Source organism: Acinetobacter sp. CIP 53.82 (genome assembly GCF_000369465.1).
Lineage (GTDB): Bacteria > Pseudomonadota > Gammaproteobacteria > Pseudomonadales > Moraxellaceae > Acinetobacter > Acinetobacter indicus.
In genome coordinates this window covers 1,280,955-1,306,148 of record NZ_KB850046.1, presented here as the reverse complement: position 1 = coordinate 1,306,148, position 25,194 = coordinate 1,280,955, and the positions used below count along the sequence as shown (strand labels likewise).

Below are 25,194 nucleotides of genomic sequence, written 5' to 3'. Positions count from 1 at the left end.
CCTCATTCTTGTTGTGTCGACTGCGTATTCAGCAGGGCCGCCTGAATCTGAATTTGCTGTGGAATCAGCTTTTGCTGATAAAAGGCATCAGCTACATATTGCTGTTCTTTGGCCACGTCACTAGAGATGGCCTGTACGCCAAAGCCCATACGGGAAATTGAAGTTTTTAAGACCTCGACATCCAGGCCGGTCGGTTTTTGCAGCAGTTGAGCCGCTTCATCCTGATGCTGGGCCACCCATTGCGTGGTGCTGTTCAAGCTTTGCACCACGGTGTCTAGAACCTGCGGATGCTGTTCGGCAAACTGACGATCCGCCAGATAGAACTGATGGTTGCTGACCAGATTTTCGCCGGTGGCAATGACCCGTGCGCCAATCTGGTGTTCGGCTGCGGCAAAGAACGGATCCCAGATCACCCAGGCATCCACCGAACCACGTTCAAAGGCTGCGCGGGCATCGGATGGGGGTAAATACACCACTTGAATATCGTGCAGGCTAAGCTGGTTGGCTGCTAACAGCTTCAGCAGCAGATAATGCACATTGGAGCCTTTGTTCAGAGCAATGCGTTTGCCTTTTAGATCCTGCACCGACTGAATGGCCGAATCTTTAGGCACAATTAAGGCCTCAGCTAGCGGCGCTTTAGGCTGGTTGGCCACATAGACCAGTTTGGAATTGGCTGCCTGCGCAAAAATGGGCGGTGCTTCGCCGGCTTCACCAAAGGCCACACTGCCGACATTTAAACCTTCCAATAATTGCGGACCGGCTGGAAATTCTACCCATTTCACCTGTACACCCTGGGCTTTTAGGGCCTGCTCCAGTTCACCGCGCTCTTTGACAATCGGTAAAATGCCGTATTTCTGGAAGCCGATATTCAGGGTAATGTTGTCGGCGTCTTTGGGGCTGCTACAGGCAGTCATGAACATGGCACCCGCCACCACGGCAGATAAAATAGCGCTTTGAGTTGAAAAAATACGGCGTAGGCTGCTCATGAAAATACCTGCTCTCGGAAATTAAAAAAATTCAAAAGTGGAGAATGAGAGCTACCTTAAAGATTTTTCTTTTTCGAAAAAAATAACAAATCAGGAATTTCTAATCAGGAAAAAAGATAAATAAAGATGTGCAAATCTTATACATAAATCTGATTTATAAAATGGATAATCTATTAAAATCTTAAGTGTTAAATTGTTGTATTTAAAATATTTTTATGGAATTGAAGGCGCAGGAATAAGCTTATGCCCATTCTTGCTAATGTAAGATGCAGCAGAATTGGGCCGGCTGCAGATAAGCATATGTCAAATTGAGCTAAAGCCGGCCTTGAACAGACTAGGTGAGTGACTTTTTACAGACCAGTGAATTACGCTGGTAGTTGTATAAGGCTTGGCGGGCATTGGGTAAGTCATCGACACTGGCCGGCTCAAAGCCCTGTTCCAGAAACCAGTGCGCAGTACGGGTGGTCAGAATAAACAGCTGCTGAATACCAAGGCTACGGGCTTTATCTTCCAGATAATGCAGAATCTGGCTGCCACGATTGGATTTACGATAGGCCGGATGTACCGCCACGCAGGCAATTTCCGCCGAGCGCAGTTCATTGTCGCTGACCGGTAGCGGATACAGCGCCGCACAGGCCAGAATGGTGCCATCACGTTCAATCACCGCAAACTGTTCAATTTCATTTTCCAGCCGTTCCCGCGAACGGTAGACCAGCACACCTTCTTCTTCCAGCGGGCGCAGCAGGCTGATGAGACCGCCGACATCCTGAATATTGGCGGTGCGCACTTCTTCATAATGGGCATCGGTAATCATGGTACCGGCACCATCGCGGGTAAACAGCTCTTCCAGTAGTGCGCCATCAGAGGCATAGGAAATCAGATGTACGCGATTGACGCCCTGAGTGGCAGCATCCTGTGCGCCGCGTAAATGCAGGGCCATTTCCGGCTGGCTGGCCTGATACAGACCAATATAATGATTGAGCTGGGATGGGCGGATTTCACGTTGCAGCTGACCCTGTTCATTCAGTAAACCCTGCTGTTTGCCCAAGAAAATCAGCTTGTCGGCTTGCAGGCGAATTGCGGTTTTGGTGGCGACTTCTTCAGCCAGTAAATTAAACACTTCGCCTGTTGTGGAATAGCCGGTCGGGCCGAGCACGACAATATTATGATTGTCCAGATGACGCTGAATGGCATCGGTATCGACACTGCGCACTTCGCCGGTCAGCTGGAAATCGACTCCATCGCGAATACCATAGGGTTTGGCGGTAATAAAATTACCTGAGACCACATCAATGCGGGCGCCGTACATCGGCGAGTTGGCCAGTCCCATCGACAGCAGGGCTTCAATCTGCAGGCGAATTGAACCGACCGCATTCATGACACAGCTTAACGATTCGCGGGTGGTAATGCGGCGCTGCTGATGAAACGGGGTGTCGATCTGGCTGGCCTGTAAATTCTGGTTAATCTGCGGGCGGGCACCATGCACCAGCACCAGCCGGATACCCAGCGAATGCAGCAGGGCAATATCGTGAATAATATGCTGGAAATTGTCATGCAGGACCGCTTCACCATCAAACATCAGCACAAAGGTTTTATTGCGATGGGCATTGATATAAGGCGCAGAATGTCGAAACCAGTGCACATATTGCAAAGTTGTGCTGTGTGATGTTTCGGTAGAATTCAGGTGCATGCCGGTCTCAATCAAGCAAAAGTCTTATAGCGGATTCTAATCAAAAAATACCGGGGCGTAAGCTGAAAAAATAAAAAAACACCTGAACGGGGTGGTTCAGGTGTAAAGAGGGAAGGGAAAATGAGACGAAACCCTTAGCCCATAATGCGAATAATCCGGTTGGTACGTTCGTTGATCATCACGTAATCGCCATTAATTTTGTACCACTGCTGATAACGGCCGGTGTTTGGTAAACGACGCGCTTCGCGGTCACTGACTTTATAACGGGACTGGTCATAGGCACGCGGTAAGGTCTGGCCCACACGCCAGTCACGGCTCGGATTTACACGCACAACCGGACGTTTATGATCACGGTCCCAACGGCTGTCCTGATGTTTGTAGTGGGTTGCCGCACGACGGTCATGATCACGATGATCAGGCGCAGCCATGGCTGTAGTAGCCATAAACGCACTTAAAGACAGGGCAATGGTGGTTAATACTTTTTTCATGACGCTCACCTTTGAGTCAAACTGTATATCTCTGGAATACCTTCAAATTAACCAGAAAGTTGAGATAAAGGATGAGAGCAATTGAGATGAATTGTGAAAATCATGAAGAAAAAGCGGAGAGCCTGAAAGCCGGCTAGCATCTGACCTACAGCGAAAATAGCAGTTTGAGGAAGTGCTGATATAAAAAAGCCCAAACCGATGTTTGGGCAACCGAGGAGTGGGACTGAAACTGTCGGAGTGCAGCTTAGAAAGACAGGATTTTAAGAATACTGTGGGTATCGGCATTGACCAGAATATAGTCATTATTGACCTTATACCATTGCTGCTTACGGTCCGGTTTAGGCAGGTTATGCTCTTTATATTCGACTTTGTAGCCATTGCCACGATAATGCTGCGGCATCACATAACCGGTTTGCCATTTATGCTGCTGTAAACGCTGATAGCCACGTTCTTCACGCTGGCGGCGTTTTTCATAAACCTCTTTCGATTCACGATATTCACGATGTTTTTTGCCCTGACCGTGCTGACGTGACTGTTCATAGCCGCGTCCCGGATTGTCAAACTGAGGTGCAGCCGCAGTGATCCCGCTGGCCAGCAACGCACTGAAAGAGATCGCCATAACTGTCACTATCTTTTTCATGTGAAAAAACCTCGTTTATCGTCTTTTATTTCACTGTGTCTTACTGTACGAAAAAAATGCAGAGAAACTGTGAAGAAAGATCGTTAATTCTTTATCGAAAGCAGAGATATTTTGGATATTATGCTGGAAAAGTAACAGATGATGAAAGACTTATCTGTTGTCACGTGAACTGGTTATACAACATTGGGCGCAAAAAGCCTAGCCCGTATTGCCGGGATTCTGCCCGCAGTCAGTTCCATTGCTGGCTTAAGTCCTGCAAGGAGTCGATGGCATGGGCCAGACATTCGGCCTGCTGGCCATCTTCAAGTACAGCCAATAAGCTGGCGGGCAGTTGTAAGTGTTCAATGGAACGGATAATGTCATTTTTACGTTGCTGGTCGGCCATGTGCTGCTCCTTTCATTGATTCATTGCGGTTGAGTAGCAGTATAGGCCGGATGTTTCAATTTGAAAAACCGAATAATTTTATAAAAATGATTTAAAAATACGATTTATGGTCTGGTAGTGTATAAAATTTAGCAGCGCATAAAAAAGGACCCGCAGGTCCTGGATTCAAGCATGTGCTTAGTAGGCATATTTCAGGTCGGTATAGTCGGTCAGTGACTTCTGGATATGCGCCTGAATAAATTCGCGTACATCTTCGGCGCTCATTGGCTGGCCCTGTTTGGTAATCACATGCTCGACCGGGGCTTGGCCATCGACCAGAATCCGGTAGACAAAGTTTTTATAGACGGCATAGTCCTCGGCCTGTTTATAAATACCGGTGATATAGCTGTAGTGATGTTCAAAGTTCAGATCGGTATGCGAAAAGATAAACTGGTCAAACAGTTTCAGGTTTTGCCCGGTCTCGAGTGCCTGTAGTTCATCGAGAATACTGGCTTCAAATTTCATGCCGTATTTTTCAGAAATGGCTTGACCATTAATCAATAAAGACACCATGCCATCTTCATGGGTCGTTACTGTGATATTGCTAAAGTCAGACATGGGCATCTCGGGATAATCAGAAACAGGGCTTTAGTATCGGCAAATTTTGCTGAAATTCAAGCCGACTTAAGCCCAAACCGGTATATTTACGCAAAGTGGGAGCAATTACAGCTTTATGGATGGGCATAAAAAAGGAAGCACAGGGCTTCCTTCATGGATACAGCAAGGGCATTAGTCCTGTGCATCAATGCTCTGGCCGTTCATGTGCAGGCTGTCATCGCCCATTAAATATAAATAGGCCGGCATGATTGATTCTGGTGTCGGCAAGGTTTTCGGATCTTCATCCGGATAGGCCTTGGCGCGCATGGCGGTGCGGGTCGCGCCCGGATTAATGCAGTTATAACGGATATTCGGATGCACATTTTCCTGGGCAAACAGTTTGCTGACCGCTTCAATGGCAATTTTAGACACCGAATAGGCGCCCCAACGCTCACGCACTTCACGACCGACGCCCGAGCTGGCAAACACCACCGAAGCATGTGCCGATTTTTCCAGTAAAGGCAGCAGTTCCTGGGTCATGACAAAGGGTGCCCGCAGGTTGACGGCCATCACATCATCCCAGACATCAGCCGGATAATGCACCAGTTCGGTCCGTTCACCCAGAATGCCGGCATTGTGCAAAATGCCATCCAGACGGCCAAACTGCTTGTCGAGCGTATCGACCAGCAATTCATAATCACGCGATGACGCACTGGACAGCTGGAGCGGAAGAATGGCTGGCTGCGGCGCGCCTAAACCTTCAATTTCATCATAGATGACTTCCAGTTTATTCAGGGTGCGACCATGCAGGACAACGGTTGCGCCGTGCAGTGCAAAGCTGATCGCGGCTGCACGTCCAATACCGTCGCCCGCACCTGTAATCAGGATCACGCGATCTTTGAGCAGATCAGGGCGAGGTTGATATTCTGAATATTTCATGATCGACCTCCGTTTTTTGCTGTAATTATGAAGTGATTGAATGTTGTTGTTGCTGTGACAGCATCTGGTGCAAGACCTGATGTAATTCTGTGACATTATTCACTATACAGTCTGCCTGCCAGGCTGTTAAGTCATCTTTGTGTTGTAAGGGTAAATAGCCATAAGCCGCCAGAATGGTGTACATGCTGGCATTGCGTCCGGCATCAATATCACGTGGATGATCGCCGACATAAATACACTGCTGCGGTTCCAGTCCCAGCTGTGCTGCGGCCACATACATCGGTTCCGGATCGGGTTTGGTCTTGCTGACATCTTCCGGGCAGACCAGTACCGCACAGCGTTCGGTCAGGTTCAGGGCTTTTAACAGCGCTTCACTGAGCCAGCGTGGCTTGTTGGTGACAATACCCCAGGGAATTTGCTGCTGTTCCAGCTGCTCTAGCAGTGGATACATGCCTTCAAACAGGTCGGTTTCTACCGCAATATCGGCGCCGTAAAGGTCTAAAAAGCGCTGGCGATGGCCTAAAAAGACCGGGTCTTCCACTTCCAGCTCCGGATATACCAGCTTGACCATGGCGCGTGCGCCTTCAGAGACCTGGGTGCGAATCTGCTCGGCGGCGACAATGTCACAGCCTTTATCGCGGCACATGTCTTGAATAATACGGATAAAGTCGGCCGCGGTATCAATTAAGGTGCCGTCGAGGTCAAATAAAACCGCTTTCATTGGCCACCTTCATTCAGGGTATGCACCATATAGTTGACATCAACATTGGGCGCCAGCCAGTAGCGTTTGGTCAGTGGGTTATAGTGCAAACCGGTCATATCTTTCAGTTTCAGGCCGGCATTGCGAATATCGTGTGCCAGTTCGGACGGCTTGATAAATTTATGATAATCATGCGTGCCTTTGGCCAGCATACGCAGCACATATTCCGCGCCAATAATCGCAAATAAATAGGCTTTCGGATTACGGTTAATGGTCGAGAAGAACACATGGCCGCCCGGTTTGACCAGCTTCTGGCAGGCCTGAATAATTGAGGCTGGATCGGGTACATGCTCCAGCATTTCCATACAGGTCACCACATCGTACTGGCCAGCCTGTTCTTCTGCCAGTTGCTCGACCGGAATCTGGCGATATTCAATATTTTCGACGCCTTCCTGCTGGGCATGTAAACGTGCCACATTCAGCGGCGCCTCGCCCATATCAATCCCGAGTACATCGGCACCACGGCGCGCCATGCTTTCCGAAAGAATGCCGCCGCCACAACCGACATCCAGCACTTTTTTGCCAGCCAGTCCGCCTGAATGTTCATCAATCCAGTTTAAACGGAGCGGGTTAATTTGATGCAAAGGGCGGAACTCAGAATGCTGATCCCACCATATAGCTGCGAATGCTTCAAATTTGGCAATTTCTTGCGGATCAACATTCAGTTGCGACATTGGTGTCACCTCAATCAAGTTATTATGATTTCAAAAAGTCTATGCTGTTTAGTGTAGCGTTTATTCTGGAAAAAGCGATAAAAGCCGTAAAAAAGTTCACAGAAGCAAAACGAAAACGGCATAATTGATTTATAGTGTTCGCATAAGCTAATCATAACGATTTATGAGGACAATAAGTTCAATGAAAAAGTTTCTTTTGGGTAGCCTTGCAACCGCAATGTTTGCAATTTCAAGTGGCGCATGGGCGGCCAATTTTATTGAAGGCCAAGACTATCGCGTACTGGCCAATCCGGGCAAAGTCGATGTGCCGGGTAAAATTGAAGTCCGTGAATTCTTCTGGTATGGCTGTGGCCACTGCTTTACCTTGGAGCCGCATATGCAAGCCTGGCTGCGTAAGCTGCCAAAAGATGTGAACTTTGTGCGTACTCCGGCCGCCATGAACCAGGTCTGGGAAATGAATGCGCGCGGCTATTATGTGTCGGAAGCACTGGGTGTCCGTAAACGTACCCACTTGCCGTTATTCCATGCCATTCATGACAAAGGCCAGCAGATTTTTGACCAGAAATCCCAGGCCAAATTCTTTGTCAAATACGGTATTCCTGAAGCCAAGTTCAACAGCATGTTTAACTCTTTTGCGATTACCTCTAAAGTGGCACAGGCCAATAAACTGGCGCGCCAATACCAGCTGACCGGTGTGCCGGCAGTGGTGGTCAATGGTAAATATGTGGTGTCGGGCGATAACGGCAAAGTGATTCAGGTGGTGAATTACCTGGTCGATAAAGAACGTAAAGCCAAATAAAAGCCCAACATGATGTTAAAAACCCGCTGTTTAAAGCGGGTTTTTTAGTGCTGCGTTTTCATGCATTGTGGTGCTTGGGCGTTCCCAATGGCTGATACCACGAAACAGTAATTGCACCTGGATAATGGTCTGCTCGGTAAACTGGTGCTGCTGCTGGCTTAAGGCCTCGCCTTCAAATTGGCGACTGAGGCCAATCCAGCTCATGGCCCAGTTAAAGGACAGGTTAATTAAAATATTGGCCAGTACTTTAAAATCTTCCGGATGTTCAAAATGCTGCACGCTTTCTACCCGTTTCAGATCATTGGCAAAATCATCAATTAAAAACTCGATTTCCCGGGCAATGGCCTGACGCACCGTGGCCGAGCCGCCCCAACGCTCGGCAATTAAAAAAATCCATTGCTGCGGATGCTGATCCACCGCCTGAAAAAACAGTTCGACGCTGGTCCGGGTTTTGGCATTGGGCAGATATAAATAGGCCTGACCCAGCTGATGCAGAATGCTTTTTAAATGCAGCGCCACCTGATCGACCAGTTCTGCGCCGAGTTCATCCATATCCTGAAAATGCCGGTAGAACGCCGTCGGCACCAGCCCGACATGGCGGGAAATTTCCCTTAAGCTAATGCTGCTAAAAGAGCGCTCGGCAGTGCTTAAGGTCAGGGCCGCATCTAAAATGGCCTGACGACTTTGCTGCTTACGTTCTTCCCGAATCGACATGTCACATCCCTGATACTGTTTAAAAATTCATCTCTGTGGCTATTATAGAGCAGAATCGGCCCGGGCAGCAGCCATGCTGTTGCATTGGCTGTGCAGGGCCCGCTTTTCTGTGGCGAGATTGTGTAAAAGCCGACCCGGGGACAAAACCTGTGCGCTTGCATCTGCTATACTGGCCGACAATTTATTTGAGTCAAAATAAGGACAACTTATGCGTATCGACCAACGTACCCTAGATCAATTGCGTGATGTCAAAATTACCCGTAATTACACACGTTATGCGGAAGGTTCTGTCTTGGTTGAATTTGGTCATACCAAAGTGCTGTGTACTGCCAGTATTGATAACTCGGTACCGCGCTTTTTAAAAGGCAAAGGCCAGGGCTGGGTAACTGCAGAATATGGCATGTTGCCACGTTCTACCCATACGCGTAGTGACCGTGAAGCAGCACGGGGTAAACAGAGCGGCCGGACCCAGGAAATCCAGCGCTTAATTGGCCGCAGTCTGCGTGCCATGGTCGACCTGAAAAAACTTGGTGAAAATACCATTACCATTGACTGTGATGTAATTCAGGCCGATGGCGGTACCCGTACTGCCGCGATTACCGGTGCAGCGGTGGCGCTGGTCGATGCCATGAATGTGCTGCTGGAAAGCAAAAAAATTAAACAGGATCCGTTAAAAGGTCTGGTCGCTGCTATTTCTGTCGGTATGTATCAGGACGAAGTATTGCTGGACCTGTGCTATGAAGAAGATTCAAACTGCCAGACTGACCTGAATGTAGTGATGACCCAGGCCGGTGAATTTATTGAAATTCAGGGCACTGCTGAAGATAAACCATTTACCCGTCTGCAATGTAATGCCATGCTGGAAATGGCCGAGCAGGGCATTCAGGAACTGATCAAAAAGCAGCAACAAGCCTTAGGCTGGTAAGCACTGCAAGATCAGAACCATATATTTATAAAACGCATCTCCGGATGCGTTTTTTGTGATTAAAGCAAACGTAACCAGCGCCTGTGCGCAGATTCATCTTCATAACAAAAACCAACATGCTGAAACCGAGCTTCATGGCTTACTAAAACTCGCAGTGATTTTTTAAAACAGCAAAAAAGAGGGATGTACCATGAAATACTTGATGATCTTACTGGCGATGGGCGCCTTTGGTTTAAGCGCGTGTGATACGGCCAATGACCGTGATGGTGATGGCACCATGCTGAATCAGGACCGTGATGGCGACGGCCGTGCAGATGATTAAAGTCTTGCGGCCATCGACTCACCCTAAATGAATAAAAAAGGTGCCTCATGAGGCACCTTTTTTCGTTATCGACAAATATCGAATTGCGATTAAGCATTAAAACGCATGGATAAATCGACCGCTTTGACATCTTTGGTCAGAGCGCCCATAGAAATATAATCGACACCAGTGCTGGCCACTTCACGCAGGTTGGCAATGGTGATATTGCCCGATGCTTCCAGTTTGCAGCGACCGGCCACATGCTTGACTGCATCAATCATCTGTTGCTGGCTAAAGTTATCCAGCATCACGATATCGGCCTGAGCGTCCAGAGCCTGATTCAGCTCATCCCAGGTTTCAACTTCTACTTCCACCGGTTTGCCCGGTGCAATTTGATGGGCTTTGGCAATGGCCTGGGCAATACCGCCAGCAGCCATAATATGGTTTTCTTTAATCAGGAAGGCATCAAACAGCCCCAGACGATGGTTTTGGCCGCCGCCTACAGTGACCGCATATTTTTGTGCAATCCGCAGACCCGGCAAGGTTTTACGGGTATCCAGCAGTTTGGTGTGCAGGCCATCGAGCTGTTTCACATATTCAGCGGTTTTGGTGGCCACGGCCGATAGAGTCTGGACAAAGTTAAGGGCAGGGCGTTCTACGGTCAATAAACTGCGCGCAGAACCGGCCAGCTTTAAAAAGGCTTCATTGGCCGCCACGCGATCACCATCCTGTTTCAGCCATTCAATCTGAACGCTTGGATCGTATTGCTGGATTAAGGCATTCACCCAAGGCTGACCAGCCAGCACCATGTCTTCACGGCTGATAATGATGGCGGTGGCCTGTTCATCTTCCGGGGTAAGTAAAGCGGTAATATCTGCCTCGCCAATATCTTCCTGCAGGGCCTGCTGAATATTGATCTGGATAGATTGCTCCAATAAAGATTGTGGTATGCTCATTGCCTGTCCTTATCTCTTTACCCATGAAAATTGCGCGATATATTAGCACTGTTCGGCTGGCCCGATGCGCTTTTTCGCGGCTTTTTTGTCTGATTTGAGATTTTCAGCTGAAAGTTTTAGGATGGGCTAAATTTTTATACTGAAAAAAATATCAGGATCATTCTATGCAGCAGGCGGCTTCTTTTCAGGTCATCCAGGGACAGTTAAAAGGTGCGCGGCAGGTGCCTTCACCGAATTTTAACCAGCGTCCGCAGCAGACCGAAATTCAGCTGGTGGTGATTCACAATATCAGTTTGCCGCCATCACAGTTTGGCGGCGGTTATATCGAACAGTTTTTTCAAAACCGGCTGGACTGGTCGGCGCATCCTTACTTTCAGACCATTGAAGGGATGCAGGTCTCGGCGCATCTGCTGATTTTGCGTAGCGGCGAAGTGCTGCAATGTGTCAATTTCAATGACCGCGCCTGGCATGCCGGACGTTCCAGTTATCTGGCCAAGCCGGAATGTAATGATTATTCCATTGGCATTGAACTGGAAGGCAGTGATGATCTGCCCTTTGAAGCGATCCAGTATCAGGTACTGGCGGAAGTGGTGTCGGCCTTGCAGCAGGCCTATCCGAAAATCCAGCGTCATCTGGCTGGACATTCCGATATTGCCCCGGGGCGCAAGACCGATCCGGGACCTTATTTTGACTGGAGCCGGTTCCGGTCTTTACTGCGTGACTGCAACAGCAGGATAGAAGCAGCATCTTCATCAATTTATAACGAAACTTGTGCTTAGGTTTCTTTACAATAGCGGCTAAATTTTTATTTGGGTGGTTCCGATGGCGCTTTGGCGATCGACCTTTATTGTCAGTGCGATGACCATGCTGTCCCGGGTGTTGGGACTGGTGCGGGATATTGTGTTATTAAATGTATTTGGTGCGGGAAAGGATTTCGATACCTTTGTGGTGGCCTTTCGTATCCCGAACTTTTTCAGGCGACTGTTTGCTGAAGGGGCATTTTCCCAGGCCTTTATTCCGGTTCTGACCGAATATAAAACCAGCCGCACCCATGCCGAAGTGCAGATTCTGATTAGCCGGGTGTTTGGCTGTCTGGCCTCGGTGATGAGCCTGCTGACACTGGCTGCTATGGTGGCGGCGCCGGCGGTGATGTACGTTTATGCGCCGGGTTTCCATAGTGATCCGGAAAAATTTGCGCTGGCCACGGACATGTTCCGCCTGACCATTCCCTATTTGCTGTTTATGTCGCTGACCGCTTTTGCCAGCAGCATCTTAAACAGTTATGGCTCCTTTACCACGCCGGCCTTTGCACCGGTGTTGCTGAATCTGGCCATGATTGCCGGAGCCCTGTGGCTAACGCCGTATATGGCCGAGCCGATTATGGCCTTGGGCTGGGCGGTGATTATTGCCGGAGCCTTGCAGCTGGCGATCCAGATTCCGGAATTGTGGCGTAAAAAGCTGCTGATTCCGCCAAAAATCGACTTCAAGCATGAAGGCGTCGAACGCATTATGAAGCTGATGCTGCCGGCCCTGTTTGGGGTGTCGGTGACCCAGATTAACCTGTTGCTGAACACCATCTGGGCGTCATTTATGCAGGATGGTTCGGTATCGTGGCTGTACAGTGCCGAACGGATGACCGAGTTGCCGCTGGGCCTGATTGGGGTGGCAATTGGTACGGTGATTTTACCATCCTTGTCGGCGCGCCATGCCGAGCAGAATCAGGAAAAATTCCGTAGCATGATGGACTGGGCGGCGAAAATTATTGTGCTGGCTGGTGTGCCTGCCAGTATTGCACTGTTTATGCTGTCGACCCCAATTATTCAGGCCCTGTTCCAGCGCGGCCAGTTCACCTGGGAAGATACCCAGATGACGGCCTTGGCCCTGCAATGTATGAGTGCCGGGGTCATTGCCTTTATGCTGATTAAAGTTTTTGCTCCGGGCTTTTATGCCCAGCAGGATACCCGCACCCCGGTTCGGGTCGGTTTAATGGCGGTGGCAGCCAATGCCATTTTAAACGTGGTGTTTATTGGGCTGTTTAAACTGATTGACTGGGAAGCCGAGCACATGGCGCTGGCACTGGCATCTTCAGGTTCCGCGCTGGTCAATGCCGGTATGCTGTATTTCTATTTGCATAAACGCGATATTTTCCGTTTTGGTGGGCACTGGAAAAAACTGCTGTTCCAGTTTGGCACGGCCAATGCGGTGATGGTGGCTGCCTTATGGTACGCCTTGAGCTGGTATAACGGTGATGTATCGCAATGGATGCGCGTGCTGGAAGTTTTGCTGCTGTGTGTGGTGGGTGTGGCAGCGTATGCTCTTGGTCTGCTGGCCACTGGTTTTAGACCGCGTCATTTAAAACCTTAATTACTGAGAGCTGAACGCGAAAGATGTTCAGCTCCTATAAAAGAACCCTTTGAGCCGTTGAGTCTCAAAGGGTTTTTTTATGGGCTTTTATTGAAAGATGAGGCTGCATGAGCAGCACAAGCATCTTTATTTATTGATCACTTCCAGCAGTTCGACATCAAAAATCAGGGTGCTGTTCGGTTCAATCGCATCGCCAGAACCAATCTGGCCATAGCCCAGATTCGCTGGAATAAAGAAGCGGTATTTGGCTCCTTCACGCATCAGTTGCAGCCCTTCGGTCCAGCCCTGAATGACTTGTGTGACCTGAAATTCAGCCGGTTGCTGACGCGCCATCGAGCTATCAAACACGGTGCCATCAATCAGGCGGCCTTCATAATGCACGCGTACTTTGGAGCTGGCCTTCGGTTTTTTTCCGGAACCGGATTGCAAGACCAGATATTGCAGCCCCGATGAAGTGACTTTCACCCCATCCTTACGCGAGTTTTCTGCCAGAAAGGCCTTGCCAATCATGTCATTGGCTTCAGCGCGCTGTTTCAGCTCAATCAGCTGTTTGGCTTCGGCCTGCTTTTTGAACTGGGTCAGAATACGGGCCATGTCTTCATCGCTTAGGCTGGCTTGCTGGCCCAGTGAGGCGGCTTTTAAGCCCGCCACAAAGGCATCCAGATCCATACCTTTTAAGGTGTCGACATTGCTGCGCCCCATTAAATAACCAAAGCTGTAGCCCACCTGCTGTTCAGTGGAGCTTTTGGTGGTCACCGGTTGAGCCAGTGTGGCCGCGCTACACAGGGCGAGGCTGAGCAGGGTGATCGTTTTTTTCATATTATGGGTCCCTAAACAACGAAGGAGAGCCAGGCTCTCCTTGTTTTTATTTTACTTCAATCAGCTCAACATCAAAGATCAGGGTGCTGTTTGGTGGAATCATGCCCGGCACGCCCTGTTCGCCATAACCCAGTTGTGACGGGATATACAGCGTGGCTTTCGAGCCTTCTTTCATCAGTTGCAGACCTTCGGTCCAGCCTGGAATCACCTGGTTTAACGGGAACTCGATTGGTTCACCACGCTCAACCGAGCTATCAAATACTTTGCCATCGACCAGTTTACCGGTGTAGTGTACTTTTACCACAGAGCTGGCCGTTGGCTGTTTGCCATTGCCTTGCTGGGTAATTTTATATTGCAGACCTGACGCGGTGGTTTGTACCCCTGCCTGTTTGGCATTTTCAGTCAGGAAGGCATCGCTGGCCGTTTGTGCCTGCTGGGCCTGATCAGCCTGTTTTTGTTGCAGTTCCTGCTGGAACTGTTCATAGGCCTTTTGTAATTCTTCTTCAGTATAGGCTGGCTGCTGACGCGCATGACCTTCACGGACACCAGTCACAAAGCTGTTAATGTCCAGCTCTGGTGGAGTTTGATGGGCAACTTCATAGCCTAATGCATAGCTGATTTTTTCAACCGCAGACGCATTTGCAGATGCTTTTGAGGATACAGTGGCAGGGTGTTGAGTTGCATAATAAACAGGAACAAGTGCAGCACCGCCTAAAATTACAGCAACAGCAATGGGTAAGGCTTTACTCATAGGTTTTCTCAAATCATTTTATCGTGTCAAAGCTGCTTTCATGTTAGCAGACTTTTTGAATCAAACCGCTGACATCAATCATTCGGTTTGGCTAATTAATATATGCGCATCGTTAAGCATATGCCATAACAGACTGAATATCTAACACATTTTTTATACAATCGGGGCCAGCCGCAGAGGCGGCCCAATTTATTCGTGAGTAATTGTATCTATTATAGATTTGGCTTCAAAGCAGATTAAAAATCTGCTTTCAGCACCACCCGGTAACGCGCCCGGCCAGCATGTAAATGTTCAATTGCCTCGTTAATCTGCGACATCGGGAACACTTCAACCTGCGGCGCCAGCTGTTTGCGGGCGGCAAATTTCAGTAACTGGCGCAAGGTCGATGGTGAACCGGTCGATGAACCTGTCACCGCTTTGCCACCACCAATTAACGCACCAGCCGAGACCTGTAACGGCTCTAAGGTCAGGCCCAGCATATGCAGCGTACCATTTGGTGCCAGGGCAGACAGATATACCGGCCAGTCCAGGCTAACATTCACCGTACTTAAAATCAGGTCAAACTTGCCGCGCTGGGCTTTCAGGGCAGCGCTGTCACGGCTATTCACCACATGATCGGCGCCCATGGCTTTTAACTCTGCGGTTTTCTCCAGGTTGGAACTGAAGGCCGTAATTTCACAGCCCCAAGCTTTGAGCAGTTTAATGGCAATATGCCCAAGGCCGCCAATTCCAATCACCCCGACATGATGCACCGCCTGAATCTGGTGCTTAATGATCGGATCAAATACGGTAATACCGCCACAGAGCAGCGGGCCGGCACTTTCCGCATCCAGATCATCCGGTAAGGGAATGACCCATTGCCAGCCGGCGCGGACCTTATCGGCAAAACCGCCGGCATGTCCGACAATGGTGGCGACACTATCGCCGGTACATTGCACCTGCCGGCCGGACAGGCACGGATCACAGTGCTGGCAGCTTTCTGCCGTCCAGCCAATGCCAACGCGCTGGCCCACAGATAATCCTTTGGCTTCACTTCCTAACTGGACAATGGTACCAATAATTTCATGCCCGGCCACCACCGGATAGACCGAAGAACGCCAGTCATTGTTAATCACCGATAAATCGGAATGGCACAGGCCACAATATTCTACCTGAACTTCGACCTGATGCGGCAACAGTTCGCCAGCATCAAACTGATATGGCACCAGCGCTTCGCCGGGTTGCATGGCGGCATAGGCACGAATGGTAGTGTTGCTCATGATGAGTGCTCCTCGGCTAAAGGGGGAAGAGATTTAAAGGCGCAGTGATCTTCATGGTCGTTGACCATGCCGACGGCCTGCATAAAGGCATAACAGATGGTGGGGCCAACAAATTGAAAGCCCTGCTTTTTTAAAGCTTTAGACAGTGCCACACTGGCTGCAGTATAGGTCGGGGCGCTGCGATAATCGGGCACGGTATGCTGCTCGGGCTGATGATCGACAAATTGCCACAGCCAGTCGACCAGATTGATACCTTGCTGCTGCAGCTGGAGCCAGGCCTGAGCATTGGTGCGGATGGCTGCGAGTTTGGCCGGATGCCGGATTAATCCGCGATCCTGTAATTTGTCCTGCAAGGCCTGATCAGACAACACGGCAATATCGGCAATGGAATATTGAAAAAAATGCTGACGGTAACATTCGCGTTTTTTGAGCACGGTAATCCAGGCCAGACCGGCCTGCTGGCCTTCCAGACATAGCATTTCAAACAGCTGCGCTTCATCGTGAAGCGGGCGGCCCCATTCCTGGTCGTGGTAGGCGATATAGAGCGGATCTTCGGAGCACCAGCCGCAGCGTGTTCGATCCATAGATGATGCTCCTGTACGGGTTTAAAGCTGGAAATGAACCCATTGATCCTGACGGTTATCCCAGTAAGACAATTCCGCCTGAGGCAGATCGGCAAAGGCAATCCAGACATCCTTGCCGGATTTATCGGCATAGCCGGTGCTGATCAGAAGTGCATCTTCAGTAATTTCCATGATCCAGCCCTGATGACTCTGGCCGTTCAACATAATTTTCTGTTGATTCCCGGATTCGGCAAATTCGACCAGTCGATTGATCAATGCTTCTGACATGTACACTTCCTAAAGCAAACTAACGTAAATAGGGATAGGGATTGACTGCACCGCGACCTTTGCCATTTAAATACAGGCCATAATGCAGATGCGGCGCGGTATGGCGGGCGTTGCCGCTATTGCCGACATAGCCAATGAGATCGCCTTTCTTGACATAATCTCCGACCTTCAGGCCACGTTTATGCCGGTCCAGATGGGCATAATAATGCCAGCTGCCGCCCGGTCCCAGAATCCATACCACTTTACCACCCAAATTGTTATTGCGTAAGTCGGCAATGAGGCCTTCGGTGGCGCTGTACACCTTGCTGCCGCGTGGCGCTAGAATATCAATGCCTTCATGCAGGCGACCGCGACTGCGTGACGCGCCCCAGGTATCTTGCAAGTGCTGACGTTTGACGCCCTGTACCGGCACTGGCAAGCGGGTTTTAAGTGGCATGTGCTGCAGTTTTTTGACCATGGCCGGCGGTAGGGGCGCCGCAGGTTTTTTCGGTGCCGAGGTACAGGCTGCTAGCAGAATCAGACTGAAGAAAACACAGCAGAGTGAAATCGAGCGAAGCACAGCATCTCCCTGATGATTATTATGTCGATGGTATTCGAATTCCAGTCTTTGACTATGTCATAGATCGGCGGCCGAGATCAATTTTTTCATGGCGGTCGGCAGTCCACGTGCAGTAGCCTGTGCCGGCGTCATCCATTCGGCGTCCAGCTCAATCGCCAGATTTTCCTGCTGGTCCGGTTCGACCGGAATTACACTGGCATCCAGCAGCCAGGTAAAGTGGGTAAAGCTGTGTGAAATCTGCAGCTGCTGTTGTCGCTGTTTCAGGCCCAGACGCTGACAGAGCGCCTGAAACTGCGCTGGATCATCAATAATCGGCAGGCACCATAATCCGCCCCAGAGACCGCTATTCGGTCGCTGCTGCCATAGCCACTGGCCATCACTGTGTAAGAGCAATACCTGGGCCTGTCTCACAGGCACGGCTTTTTTCGGTTTTTTAAATGGTAATTCGGCTTCTAGGCCCTGCTGATGGGCCTTGCAGTGCTGCTGCATCGGGCAGTACAGACATAAGGGTTTTTTCGGGGTACAGATGGTGGCACCGAGGTCCATAATCGCCTGGGTGTAGTCATGATTACGCTCGGTCGGACACAGCTGTTCTGCCAGCTGCCACAAGGCCCGTTCATGTACCGGTTTGGACAGATCATCTTCAATGGCAAAAAAGCGCGCCAGCACCCGTTTGACGTTGCCATCCATAATTACGCCGTATTGTCTGAGACCCAAAGACATCAGTGCGCCTGCGGTCGAGCGGCCAATGCCGGGCAGGGCCATCCACTGTTCCAGATTTTCCGGAAAATGTCCTTGCTGGGCCACTATGCCGGCCGCTTTATGCAGATTGCGTGCCCGGGCATAGTAACCGAGTCCGGCCCAGTATGGCGCCACTTCATCCCAGGAGGCACGGCCTAAGCTTTCCACATCGGGAAAACGCTGAATAAAGCGCTCGAAATATTGCAGCACGGTTTTGACCTGGGTCTGCTGCAGCATGATTTCCGATACCCAGACTTTATACGGGTTATCGGCCACCTGCCAGGGCAGGTCATGGCGACCGTGTACATCAAACCAGGAAAGCAGGGCATGGGAAAAAGAAAAGGCAGACATGAGAACCGGAACTGTTAAGCAGTCGCCTAGTATACCCAAATCTTGCCGATGCAGCAGGCAATAAAAAAGGTGATGCCGCGGCATCACCTTCTGTTTTGGTCGCGGCAAGGCTTAGATGCTGCCGCTCATCCCCCAGCGTTGGTCCAGCTTGAGGATTTGACCTTCATAGCGTGGAATAATGTGGATATGCAAATGCTGCGATGGGCTGCCAAACACATCACCATCGTTAAAGCCGACATGAAAGCCCGCCGGTTGATGGCGCAGCTGTAATTCATTCCGCGCCAGTTCCAGCAGCGACATCAGGCTTTTACGTTCTTTGTCGGTGACATCAAAAAAAGAACTGACATGACGTAGAGGGATAATGACACAGTGGCCTTTAGACAATGCGTTCGGTTCAGGTAGAATCACGCCATAATCATTTTTGGCAATGACATCATATTCATCAAAGTTGCAATATGGGCAGTCTTGTTCGGTCATTCTTCTATCCTCTATTCAAATTCATTAATCTTTTTCAATATATATGGCCTCATGCCAGAATCAGGCCAAACGGCGTTGTAATAATTGGTACATGGCATCCAGGCTTTGCTGTTCTGCTATCGGGCTATAGCCGAGGTCGACGCCATTGGCTTTGGCACGTTCATCGGCCAGCGGGTTACTAAAGCCGTGCTTGGCATCTTCAAACACAATCACGTCATGTTCTACCTGGGCAGCGTGCATTTCTTCACGGAAGCTGGCCACATCATCCAGCGTTACCATGCTGTCCAGTTCACCATGCAGCACCAGAATTTCTGCCTGTACCTTGCCTTCCTGCGCCGGTTCTCTGGCCGCCAGAATGGCATGGAAAGTCGCAACGGCTTGCAGGTTGGCGCCTGAACGGGCCAAATCCAGCACCACTTTGCCGCCATAACAGAAGCCAATGGCTGCCAGTTTAGCCTGATTTACTTCCGGTTGGGCAGCTAAAGTGTCCAAAGCCGCAGACGCACGAGTCACAATGGTATTCGGGTCTTCAAAGGTCTGGCTCATCCACTCATTGGCCTGGGCAGCCGTGGTGGTATTTTTCTTGTCGCCATACATATCAATGGCCAAGGCGGCATAACCGTGTTCTGCCAGTTCGCGGGTACGCTGTTCAATATATTCATTTCGGCCCCACCATTCCGGTGCCACAATCACACCCGCGACTGGTGCATCGGTTTCGGGTGCAGCAAAATAACCGACCAACTGGCTACCATCTGCCGCCGTATACTGAATTTCGCGAGTTTTGATTGCTAAAGTCATGCGTCCAATCCTTGTGTTTTTTGAAATAATTCGATTAAAACATAAAAATGAGACAGCGGTTTGAAAAACATTTCAATGGGCCTAAACAAATGTGAGAAAATATTTTTAAGTTATTTTTCAAAGAATAATAGGTCTGTATCCATTACTGCTCTAAACACAGGCATAAAAAAAGAAGGATTTGCATCCTTCTTTTTTGTGAGGGTCAGGGTATAAGAAACTATACCTTGCCGCGGGACAGGAAGCCGACAATTGCCAGAATAACAGCAATAACCAGCAGAATGACCGCGAAATCTTTAGATAAACCAGCGACACCACCGAAACCGAGTAGACTGGCAATAAGTGCGATTACAGCGAAGATAATGGCCCAACGAAACATAATTTTTCTCCATGTGTTTTTATACTTCTTGATCAAGTATAGGGGCAAGTTGCTGATTTGATTGTTTTGCTTTTGTTTATTAAGTGTTCAACTATTTATTTAAGTCTATGATTTTATTGTATCTATGACATAGCACATGCTTTTGTAGAAGACTGTTATAATAGACCGGTTATTTTGTAGTGTTGTGCATCATGTCTGATCAGCTTCGTCCCCAATTCTGGAAAAACTATCCGTTAACAGCCTTAACCCAGGCAGAATGGGAAGCGCTGTGTGATGGCTGCGGCTTATGTTGCCTGGTTAAACTGGAAGATGAAGACAGTCATGAAGTCGCTTACACCAAAGTGGCCTGCAAGCTGCTGGATTGTACGACTGCCCGCTGTTCGGACTATCCGAGCCGGCAGCAACAGGTGCCGGACTGTATTCAGCTGACGCCGGAAAAGCTGGACAGTATTCACTGGCTACCGCCAAGCTGTGCCTATCGCCGTTTAAAAGAAGGTAAAAACCTGCCGTCCTGGCATTATTTAAATACCGGTTCACGTCAGAGCGTGATTCGCGCCAAAAAATCGGCCGCTGGCCGCTGTATTTCTGAAACGGAAGTCAATGAAGAAGAAATAGAAGACTATATTGTGCGCTGGGTACGTTAAGTTTTTAGGCCGTCTGTATCTTTAAGAGCAAAATTGGCGATTTAAACCTGATAAAACAACTGCCTACATTTAGACTCAGTTTGCCGCAGCAAGCGCTAAAAAATCGGCTATTGAAATACTGCATTTTGCCATAACATAGTACACTCAGCCGCAGCTTTGTACAGAAAACCTTCTATGTCAGACAGCCATATTCCACTTCCTGAACGTTTGCGCCCGCGCGATCTGTCGCAGATTATCGGTCAAGATCATCTTCTGGGGGAGCAGGCCCCGTTACGCCAAATGATTGATCAGGGCCATTTGCCCTCGATTATTTTCTGGGGGCCACCTGGCGTTGGAAAAACCACCATTGCCTTGTTGCTGGCGCAGGCGGTTGATCGTCCTTTTGTCAGTCTGTCTGCGCTCAATACCGGGGTCAAGGAGTTACGTGAAGTGATTGCCGATGGCGGCGATTTACTAACGCCGGTGGTGTTTATTGACGAGATTCACCGCTTTAATAAATCCCAGCAGGATGCCTTATTAAATGCAGTCGAGAAGGGCAAAATTACCCTGATTGGTGCCACCACGGAAAACCCGTCTTTTGAGGTGAACAGTGCCTTGCTGTCGCGCTGCCAGGTCTATACCTTAAATGCACTGAGTGCCGAGGCCATCCAGCAGCTGCTGACCCAGGCTGTCCAGAATGATAGCTTCTTAAAAGAACGTTATATCCAGATTGAAGAGTTTGAAGCACTGGTGCAGTTTGCGGCGGGTGATGCACGTAAGGCGCTGAATTTACTCGAGCTGATTGCCGGCACCTTTGAGCCGGACACAAAAAACAGTATTAACAATGCCCTGGTCGTGAAAGTGGCGCAGCAGAATATTGCCCGTTACGACAAATCTGGCGAGCAGCATTATGATCTGGTCTCGGCCTTTATTAAGTCGATTCGCGGCAGTGACCCGGATGCGACTCTGTACTGGATGGCGCGCATGCTCAAGGGTGGAGAAGACCCGCTGTTTATTGCGCGGCGTATGCTAATTGCTGCCTCGGAAGATATTGGCAATTCCAACCCAAATGCCTTGTTGCTGGCCGGTGAATGTTTCCGCGCAGTGCAGGTGATTGGTATGCCGGAAGCGCGGATTATTCTGGGCCAATGTGCAGTCTATCTGGCCACCAGTGCCAAAAGTAACAGTACCTATCTGGCCATTAACAAGGCGCTGGACTTGGCGGAAAAAACCGCCAATTTGCCGGTACCGTTACATTTGCGTAATGCGCCGACCAAGCTGATGAAAGAGCAGGGCTACGGGGTGGATTATCTGTATCCGCACAATTATCCGGAGCATTTTGTATTGCAGGATTATTTGCCGCCAGAATTAAAAGGCACCAAGCTGTATGAATCGGCGCGCAATAAACGCGAAGTTGAAGCCGAGCGTTTACAGCAGCGGCGCTGGATGCAGCAGCAACAGTAGCAATAAAAAAAAGCCCAATTCAGAGGGATGAATTGGGCCAAACTGGATGTTAGATTGGGAGAGAACATCCGCGAGGATTAACGAAACTGATCGGCAGTCACTGTAAAATTTACCGTGTCTTGCCTATGTGCTTAAGCATAGGTCAAAACTAAAAATATGTAAAAACGATCATTTTTATAAGTTGAATTTGTTTTTTCGATTGAGAGTGAGAAAACTCAGCCAATAAAAAACCGGATCAGCTGATCCGGTTTTTTTATCGTTCATCTTGGAGATGATCAGATATTGTCGAGGTTGATGCCTAAACGTGCCGCAACTTCTTCATAGGCTTCAACCACGCCGCCTAAACCTTGACGGAAACGGTCTTTGTCGAGTTTTTTCTTGGTGTCTTTGTCCCATAGACGGCAGCCGTCTGGAGAGAATTCATCACCCAGCACGATACGGTCGTGGAACACACCAAATTCAAGTTTGAAATCGACCAGAATCATGTTGCCGGCATCAAACAGGGCTTTTAGTACATCGTTAACTTTGTAAGTCAGTTCTTTCATTTGTGCCAACTGCTCAGCAGTCGCCCAACCCAGCGCAATCGCTTGAGATTCATTGACCATTGGATCGCCTAAGGCATCATCTTTAAAGAACAGTTCAAATGTTGGCGGGGTCAGTTCCTTGCCTTCTTCGACACCGAGGCGACGGCACAGAGAACCAGCTGCATAGTTACGGATTACGCATTCAACCGGAATCATGCTCAGCTTTTTCACTAGCACTTCATTTGGGGTTAGCAGTTTTTCAAAATGCGTTTCAATACCGGCTTCAGCCAGTTTTTCCATAATAAAGGCGTTAAAACGGTTGTTCACCTTACCTTTACGATCTAGTTGTTCGATCTTTTCGCCATTGAACGCAGAGGCATCGTCACGAAAGACTAAAATCAGGTGGTCTTCACTATCTGTGGTATAAACAGATTTCGCTTTACCAGTATAGAGCAAGGTTTGTTTTAACATGAGGGAACCTTTTTCAGAAAAAAATGCCTAGTAATGTCTAGGCTGGCCAATTTTGGTAAATCTGGGCCAACAGGTCTGCAGCTTTTTCTTTGTCTGCAAAACTGTTGTCGGCGTTGAACACAGCCAGGTTGTTACTTGTACCGACAGAGGTGAGTCTTAAGACGTAGGTCTGTTGATCGACCGAGATGGTGACTTCGTAACGGTTTTTGCTCTGACCAATAATGCTATGGTTCAGGCTGCTGAGTGTGGCAAGCGTATACTGCCAAATTGTAGCAGAATTTCCATCTATTTTGAGCAGTGGATTTTGATTTCCATCTACAACCGGTTGTGGACGACCTGGCGCAGTGTTGTCCTGTACAGCAGCGGCCTGAGTCGGCTCTACGGCTGGAGGACGAGGAAGTGCGAAACGGTTGCCACGGCTGTTTTCCAGCTTCGGTGCATGTTCAATGGCCAGTGGGTCAACCGTTGGTGCAGGATACAATGGCGTTGCTGGTCGGGCCACAGCACCTTCAGGATATTGTAAGGGCGCAAGGGTGGTGGTGTCTTTATAATCCAGAGAGCCATTGCTGATGGCTAAAGAACTACAACCTGCCAAACTTACCACTGAAAGTGCAGCGATTAAACCAAAACGTAATTGCATAATATTGTGCTCTTATTAAATGACACCCGAAGCCTGTAAAGCTTCACGTAACGGTGCGCGATATTGTTCTGCAAGTGGCGTTAATGGCAGGCGGATGCCGGTACCAATTAAGCCCATTTCATGAAGTGCCCATTTCACCGGAATTGGGTTTGATTCACAAAATAGAATATTGTGTAAATTTGCAACTGTATTGTTACGTGCTTCAGCGCTGTCATTGTCGCCGGCAATGGCTGCGGCACAAACTTCGCTCATGACTTTTGGTGCCACATTGGCCGTAACCGAGATATTGCCTTTGGCACCAGCCAGCATTAACTGATAGGCAGTGGCATCATCACCTGAATAGACAGTCATGTCTTTACCCGCCAGACCGGCCAGTAATTCACGGCCACGTGGTACATCGCCAGTGGCATCTTTAATGCCCACAATTTGTGGAATGTCGGCCAGACGAATCACTGTTTCATTGGACATGTCGACGCCAGTACGGCCCGGAACGTTATACAGGATTTGTGGCAGATCCACTGCTTCGGCAATAGTCTTATAATGCTGATATAACCCTTCCTGGGTTGGCTTGTTATAATATGGCGTGACGAGAAGTGCGGCATCGGCGCCGAGTTCTTTGGCTTCTCTGGTCAGTTCGATCGCTTCATGCGTTGAGTTTGCACCAGTACCAGCAATCACCGGGATACGTTTGTTGGCCACGCGAATGATTTCTTTAATCACACGTGTATGTTCAGCCATGCTTAATGTAGAGGCTTCACCTGTCGTGCCCACGGCCACAATACTGTTTGTGCCTTGTTCTATGTGCCACTCAACCAGCTTCTCGAGACCTTTCCAATCTACGCTGCCATCTTCTAACATTGGGGTGACGATTGCGACAATTGAGCCTTGAATGGTCTGTGCTTGCTGAGTCATTTTGAAAAAATATCCTATTTTTCCATCCACAAAAGTTCGTAGAAACAGAAAACGTGGATGGTTGCAGTATTTTGATTTGAGTCAGAATTCAATAAGTCATGATTGAATAATGCTTATGCAAATTATGACTGATTCAGTGTGTCAGAACAATATGCGTAAGTCAAAGCCAATATCAACTTTATCCGCTGCTCAAAACAGTCCGGTATAAGGCATAAGTTGGTGCTTTTACAGCAGTTCAGGTTCATCTTCGACTTTAGAATGAACTGGCGAGTAAGCATAGGTCTATAGAAGCTGTCCGGACAGCAATTTTGCCTGGAAAATGCAGTAAAAAGCTGTGAAAACCAGGTAAAAGGGTCAGAATTAAGATAAAAAAACACTTAA

The 25,194-nt window shown here is 49.0% G+C and carries 31 protein-coding genes; 7 read left to right on the top strand and 24 right to left on the bottom strand.

The window, feature by feature from the left end; translation table 11 throughout:
• Positions 1-2 precede the first annotated feature (2 nt).
• The 9 genes from F905_RS11775 to ubiG all read right to left on the bottom strand — a co-directional run bounded on the left by F905_RS11775 (position 3) and on the right by ubiG (position 7,138).
• The gene (locus tag F905_RS11775; RefSeq protein WP_005180991.1) at positions 3-986 is read right to left on the bottom strand and encodes a sulfonate ABC transporter substrate-binding protein; all 984 of its coding nucleotides are present in this window, start codon (positions 984-986) and stop codon (positions 3-5) included.
• Between the two features lie 334 nt (positions 987-1,320).
• The gene (gene argA / locus F905_RS11770) at positions 1,321-2,676 is read right to left on the bottom strand and encodes an amino-acid N-acetyltransferase (protein ID WP_005180988.1); all 1,356 of its coding nucleotides are present in this window, start codon (positions 2,674-2,676) and stop codon (positions 1,321-1,323) included.
• Between the two features lie 134 nt (positions 2,677-2,810).
• A complete protein-coding gene (locus F905_RS11765; protein ID WP_005180985.1) occupies positions 2,811-3,164 on the bottom strand; it encodes an RcnB family protein in 354 nt (117 codons plus the stop codon).
• 244 nt (positions 3,165-3,408) lie between these two features.
• A complete protein-coding gene (locus F905_RS11760) occupies positions 3,409-3,804 on the bottom strand; it encodes an RcnB family protein (RefSeq protein ID WP_005180983.1) in 396 nt (131 codons plus the stop codon).
• Positions 3,805-4,033: 229 nt separating this feature from the next.
• Positions 4,034-4,189 carry a hypothetical protein gene (locus F905_RS15530; RefSeq protein WP_005180980.1) on the bottom strand — a complete coding sequence of 52 codons (156 nt, stop codon included), beginning with the start codon at positions 4,187-4,189 and terminating at the stop codon, positions 4,034-4,036.
• Between the two features lie 177 nt (positions 4,190-4,366).
• Entirely contained in the window at positions 4,367-4,786 is a 420-nt protein-coding gene (locus F905_RS11755) for a hypothetical protein (RefSeq protein ID WP_005180979.1), read from the bottom strand.
• 171 nt (positions 4,787-4,957) lie between these two features.
• Entirely contained in the window at positions 4,958-5,704 is a 747-nt protein-coding gene (locus F905_RS11750) for a YciK family oxidoreductase (protein ID WP_005180975.1), read from the bottom strand.
• Between the two features lie 25 nt (positions 5,705-5,729).
• Entirely contained in the window at positions 5,730-6,425 is a 696-nt protein-coding gene (locus F905_RS11745) for an HAD family hydrolase (RefSeq protein ID WP_005180972.1), read from the bottom strand.
• Complete coding sequence (gene ubiG, locus F905_RS11740; protein WP_005180969.1) at positions 6,422-7,138, bottom strand: bifunctional 2-polyprenyl-6-hydroxyphenol methylase/3-demethylubiquinol 3-O-methyltransferase UbiG; 717 nt, start codon at positions 7,136-7,138, stop codon at positions 6,422-6,424. Before ubiG ends, F905_RS11745 begins: the two co-directional genes overlap by 4 nt.
• A 181-nt stretch (positions 7,139-7,319) precedes the next feature.
• Between ubiG and F905_RS11735 the strand changes: the two genes are divergently transcribed.
• Positions 7,320-7,937, top strand: coding sequence for a thiol:disulfide interchange protein DsbA/DsbL (locus F905_RS11735; protein WP_005180966.1), 618 nt, complete (start codon positions 7,320-7,322; stop codon positions 7,935-7,937).
• A 30-nt stretch (positions 7,938-7,967) separates the two neighbouring features.
• Here the strand turns inward: F905_RS11735 and F905_RS11730 are convergent, their stop codons facing one another.
• The gene (locus tag F905_RS11730) at positions 7,968-8,651 is read right to left on the bottom strand and encodes a TetR family transcriptional regulator (RefSeq protein ID WP_005180963.1); all 684 of its coding nucleotides are present in this window, start codon (positions 8,649-8,651) and stop codon (positions 7,968-7,970) included.
• A 208-nt stretch (positions 8,652-8,859) separates the two neighbouring features.
• On the opposite strand from F905_RS11730, the gene rph reads away from it, so the two are divergent.
• Complete coding sequence (gene rph, locus F905_RS11725; protein ID WP_005180961.1) at positions 8,860-9,576, top strand: ribonuclease PH; 717 nt, start codon at positions 8,860-8,862, stop codon at positions 9,574-9,576.
• 190 nt (positions 9,577-9,766) lie between these two features.
• Positions 9,767-9,898, top strand: a complete 132-nt coding sequence (locus F905_RS15715) for a hypothetical protein (RefSeq protein WP_005180959.1) — start codon at positions 9,767-9,769, stop codon at positions 9,896-9,898.
• Positions 9,899-9,987: 89 nt separating this feature from the next.
• On the opposite strand, the gene nadC is transcribed toward F905_RS15715, so the two are convergent.
• Complete coding sequence (gene nadC / locus F905_RS11720; RefSeq protein ID WP_005180958.1) at positions 9,988-10,833, bottom strand: carboxylating nicotinate-nucleotide diphosphorylase; 846 nt, start codon at positions 10,831-10,833, stop codon at positions 9,988-9,990.
• Between the two features lie 164 nt (positions 10,834-10,997).
• Between nadC and ampD the strand changes: the two genes are divergently transcribed.
• Both ampD and murJ read left to right on the top strand, forming a co-directional pair.
• Complete coding sequence (gene ampD / locus F905_RS11715; protein WP_005180956.1) at positions 10,998-11,612, top strand: 1,6-anhydro-N-acetylmuramyl-L-alanine amidase AmpD; 615 nt, start codon at positions 10,998-11,000, stop codon at positions 11,610-11,612.
• 43 nt (positions 11,613-11,655) lie between these two features.
• Positions 11,656-13,197 (top strand): murein biosynthesis integral membrane protein MurJ, encoded by a 1,542-nt coding sequence (gene murJ, locus F905_RS11710; RefSeq protein ID WP_005180954.1) that lies wholly within the window; start codon positions 11,656-11,658, stop codon positions 13,195-13,197.
• A gap of 126 nt (positions 13,198-13,323) precedes the next feature.
• On the opposite strand, the gene F905_RS11705 is transcribed toward murJ, so the two are convergent.
• The 10 genes from F905_RS11705 to F905_RS15235 form a co-directional block, all read right to left on the bottom strand.
• On the bottom strand, positions 13,324-14,016 hold the full coding sequence (locus F905_RS11705; protein ID WP_005180951.1) for a BamJ family beta-barrel-assembly machinery protein: 693 nt from the start codon (positions 14,014-14,016) through the stop codon (positions 13,324-13,326).
• Between the two features lie 46 nt (positions 14,017-14,062).
• On the bottom strand, positions 14,063-14,767 hold the full coding sequence (locus tag F905_RS11700; protein WP_005180950.1) for a BamJ family beta-barrel-assembly machinery protein: 705 nt from the start codon (positions 14,765-14,767) through the stop codon (positions 14,063-14,065).
• A gap of 236 nt (positions 14,768-15,003) precedes the next feature.
• Positions 15,004-16,026: an NADPH-dependent aldehyde reductase Ahr gene (gene ahr / locus F905_RS11695; RefSeq protein ID WP_005180948.1), complete on the bottom strand. Its 1,023-nt coding sequence runs from the start codon at positions 16,024-16,026 to the stop codon at positions 15,004-15,006.
• A complete protein-coding gene (locus F905_RS11690) occupies positions 16,023-16,610 on the bottom strand; it encodes a DNA-3-methyladenine glycosylase I (RefSeq protein ID WP_005180947.1) in 588 nt (195 codons plus the stop codon). The genes ahr and F905_RS11690 overlap by 4 nt, the downstream gene beginning before the upstream one ends.
• Positions 16,611-16,631: 21 nt before the next feature.
• Positions 16,632-16,877 (bottom strand): hypothetical protein, encoded by a 246-nt coding sequence (locus F905_RS11685; RefSeq protein ID WP_005180946.1) that lies wholly within the window; start codon positions 16,875-16,877, stop codon positions 16,632-16,634.
• A gap of 19 nt (positions 16,878-16,896) precedes the next feature.
• A complete protein-coding gene (locus F905_RS11680) occupies positions 16,897-17,436 on the bottom strand; it encodes a M23 family metallopeptidase (protein WP_005180945.1) in 540 nt (179 codons plus the stop codon).
• A gap of 57 nt (positions 17,437-17,493) precedes the next feature.
• Positions 17,494-18,528: an A/G-specific adenine glycosylase gene (gene mutY, locus F905_RS11675; RefSeq protein WP_005180944.1), complete on the bottom strand. Its 1,035-nt coding sequence runs from the start codon at positions 18,526-18,528 to the stop codon at positions 17,494-17,496.
• Positions 18,529-18,639: 111 nt separating this feature from the next.
• Positions 18,640-19,005, bottom strand: a complete 366-nt coding sequence (locus F905_RS11670; RefSeq protein WP_005180943.1) for an HIT family protein — start codon at positions 19,003-19,005, stop codon at positions 18,640-18,642.
• Positions 19,006-19,065: 60 nt separating this feature from the next.
• On the bottom strand, positions 19,066-19,803 hold the full coding sequence (locus F905_RS11665) for a dienelactone hydrolase family protein (protein ID WP_005180941.1): 738 nt from the start codon (positions 19,801-19,803) through the stop codon (positions 19,066-19,068).
• A 217-nt stretch (positions 19,804-20,020) separates the two neighbouring features.
• Complete coding sequence (locus F905_RS15235; protein WP_005006601.1) at positions 20,021-20,179, bottom strand: DUF1328 domain-containing protein; 159 nt, start codon at positions 20,177-20,179, stop codon at positions 20,021-20,023.
• A gap of 191 nt (positions 20,180-20,370) precedes the next feature.
• Here F905_RS15235 and F905_RS11655 point away from each other — a divergent pair, with 191 nt between their 5' ends.
• Entirely contained in the window at positions 20,371-20,823 is a 453-nt protein-coding gene (locus tag F905_RS11655; protein WP_005180940.1) for a YcgN family cysteine cluster protein, read from the top strand.
• Between the two features lie 174 nt (positions 20,824-20,997).
• A complete protein-coding gene (locus F905_RS11650) occupies positions 20,998-22,266 on the top strand; it encodes a replication-associated recombination protein A (protein WP_005180938.1) in 1,269 nt (422 codons plus the stop codon).
• A gap of 275 nt (positions 22,267-22,541) precedes the next feature.
• On the opposite strand, the gene purC is transcribed toward F905_RS11650, so the two are convergent.
• Genes purC through dapA form a run of 3 tightly spaced genes read right to left on the bottom strand, consistent with a single transcriptional unit; the run spans position 22,542 to position 24,813 of the window.
• Positions 22,542-23,261 carry a phosphoribosylaminoimidazolesuccinocarboxamide synthase gene (gene purC / locus F905_RS11645; RefSeq protein ID WP_005180935.1) on the bottom strand — a complete coding sequence of 240 codons (720 nt, stop codon included), beginning with the start codon at positions 23,259-23,261 and terminating at the stop codon, positions 22,542-22,544.
• A gap of 37 nt (positions 23,262-23,298) precedes the next feature.
• On the bottom strand, positions 23,299-23,901 hold the full coding sequence (locus tag F905_RS11640) for a hypothetical protein (protein WP_005180933.1): 603 nt from the start codon (positions 23,899-23,901) through the stop codon (positions 23,299-23,301).
• Positions 23,902-23,916: 15 nt separating this feature from the next.
• Positions 23,917-24,813 carry a 4-hydroxy-tetrahydrodipicolinate synthase gene (dapA, locus tag F905_RS11635; RefSeq protein ID WP_005180931.1) on the bottom strand — a complete coding sequence of 299 codons (897 nt, stop codon included), beginning with the start codon at positions 24,811-24,813 and terminating at the stop codon, positions 23,917-23,919.
• Positions 24,814-25,194 lie beyond the last annotated feature (381 nt).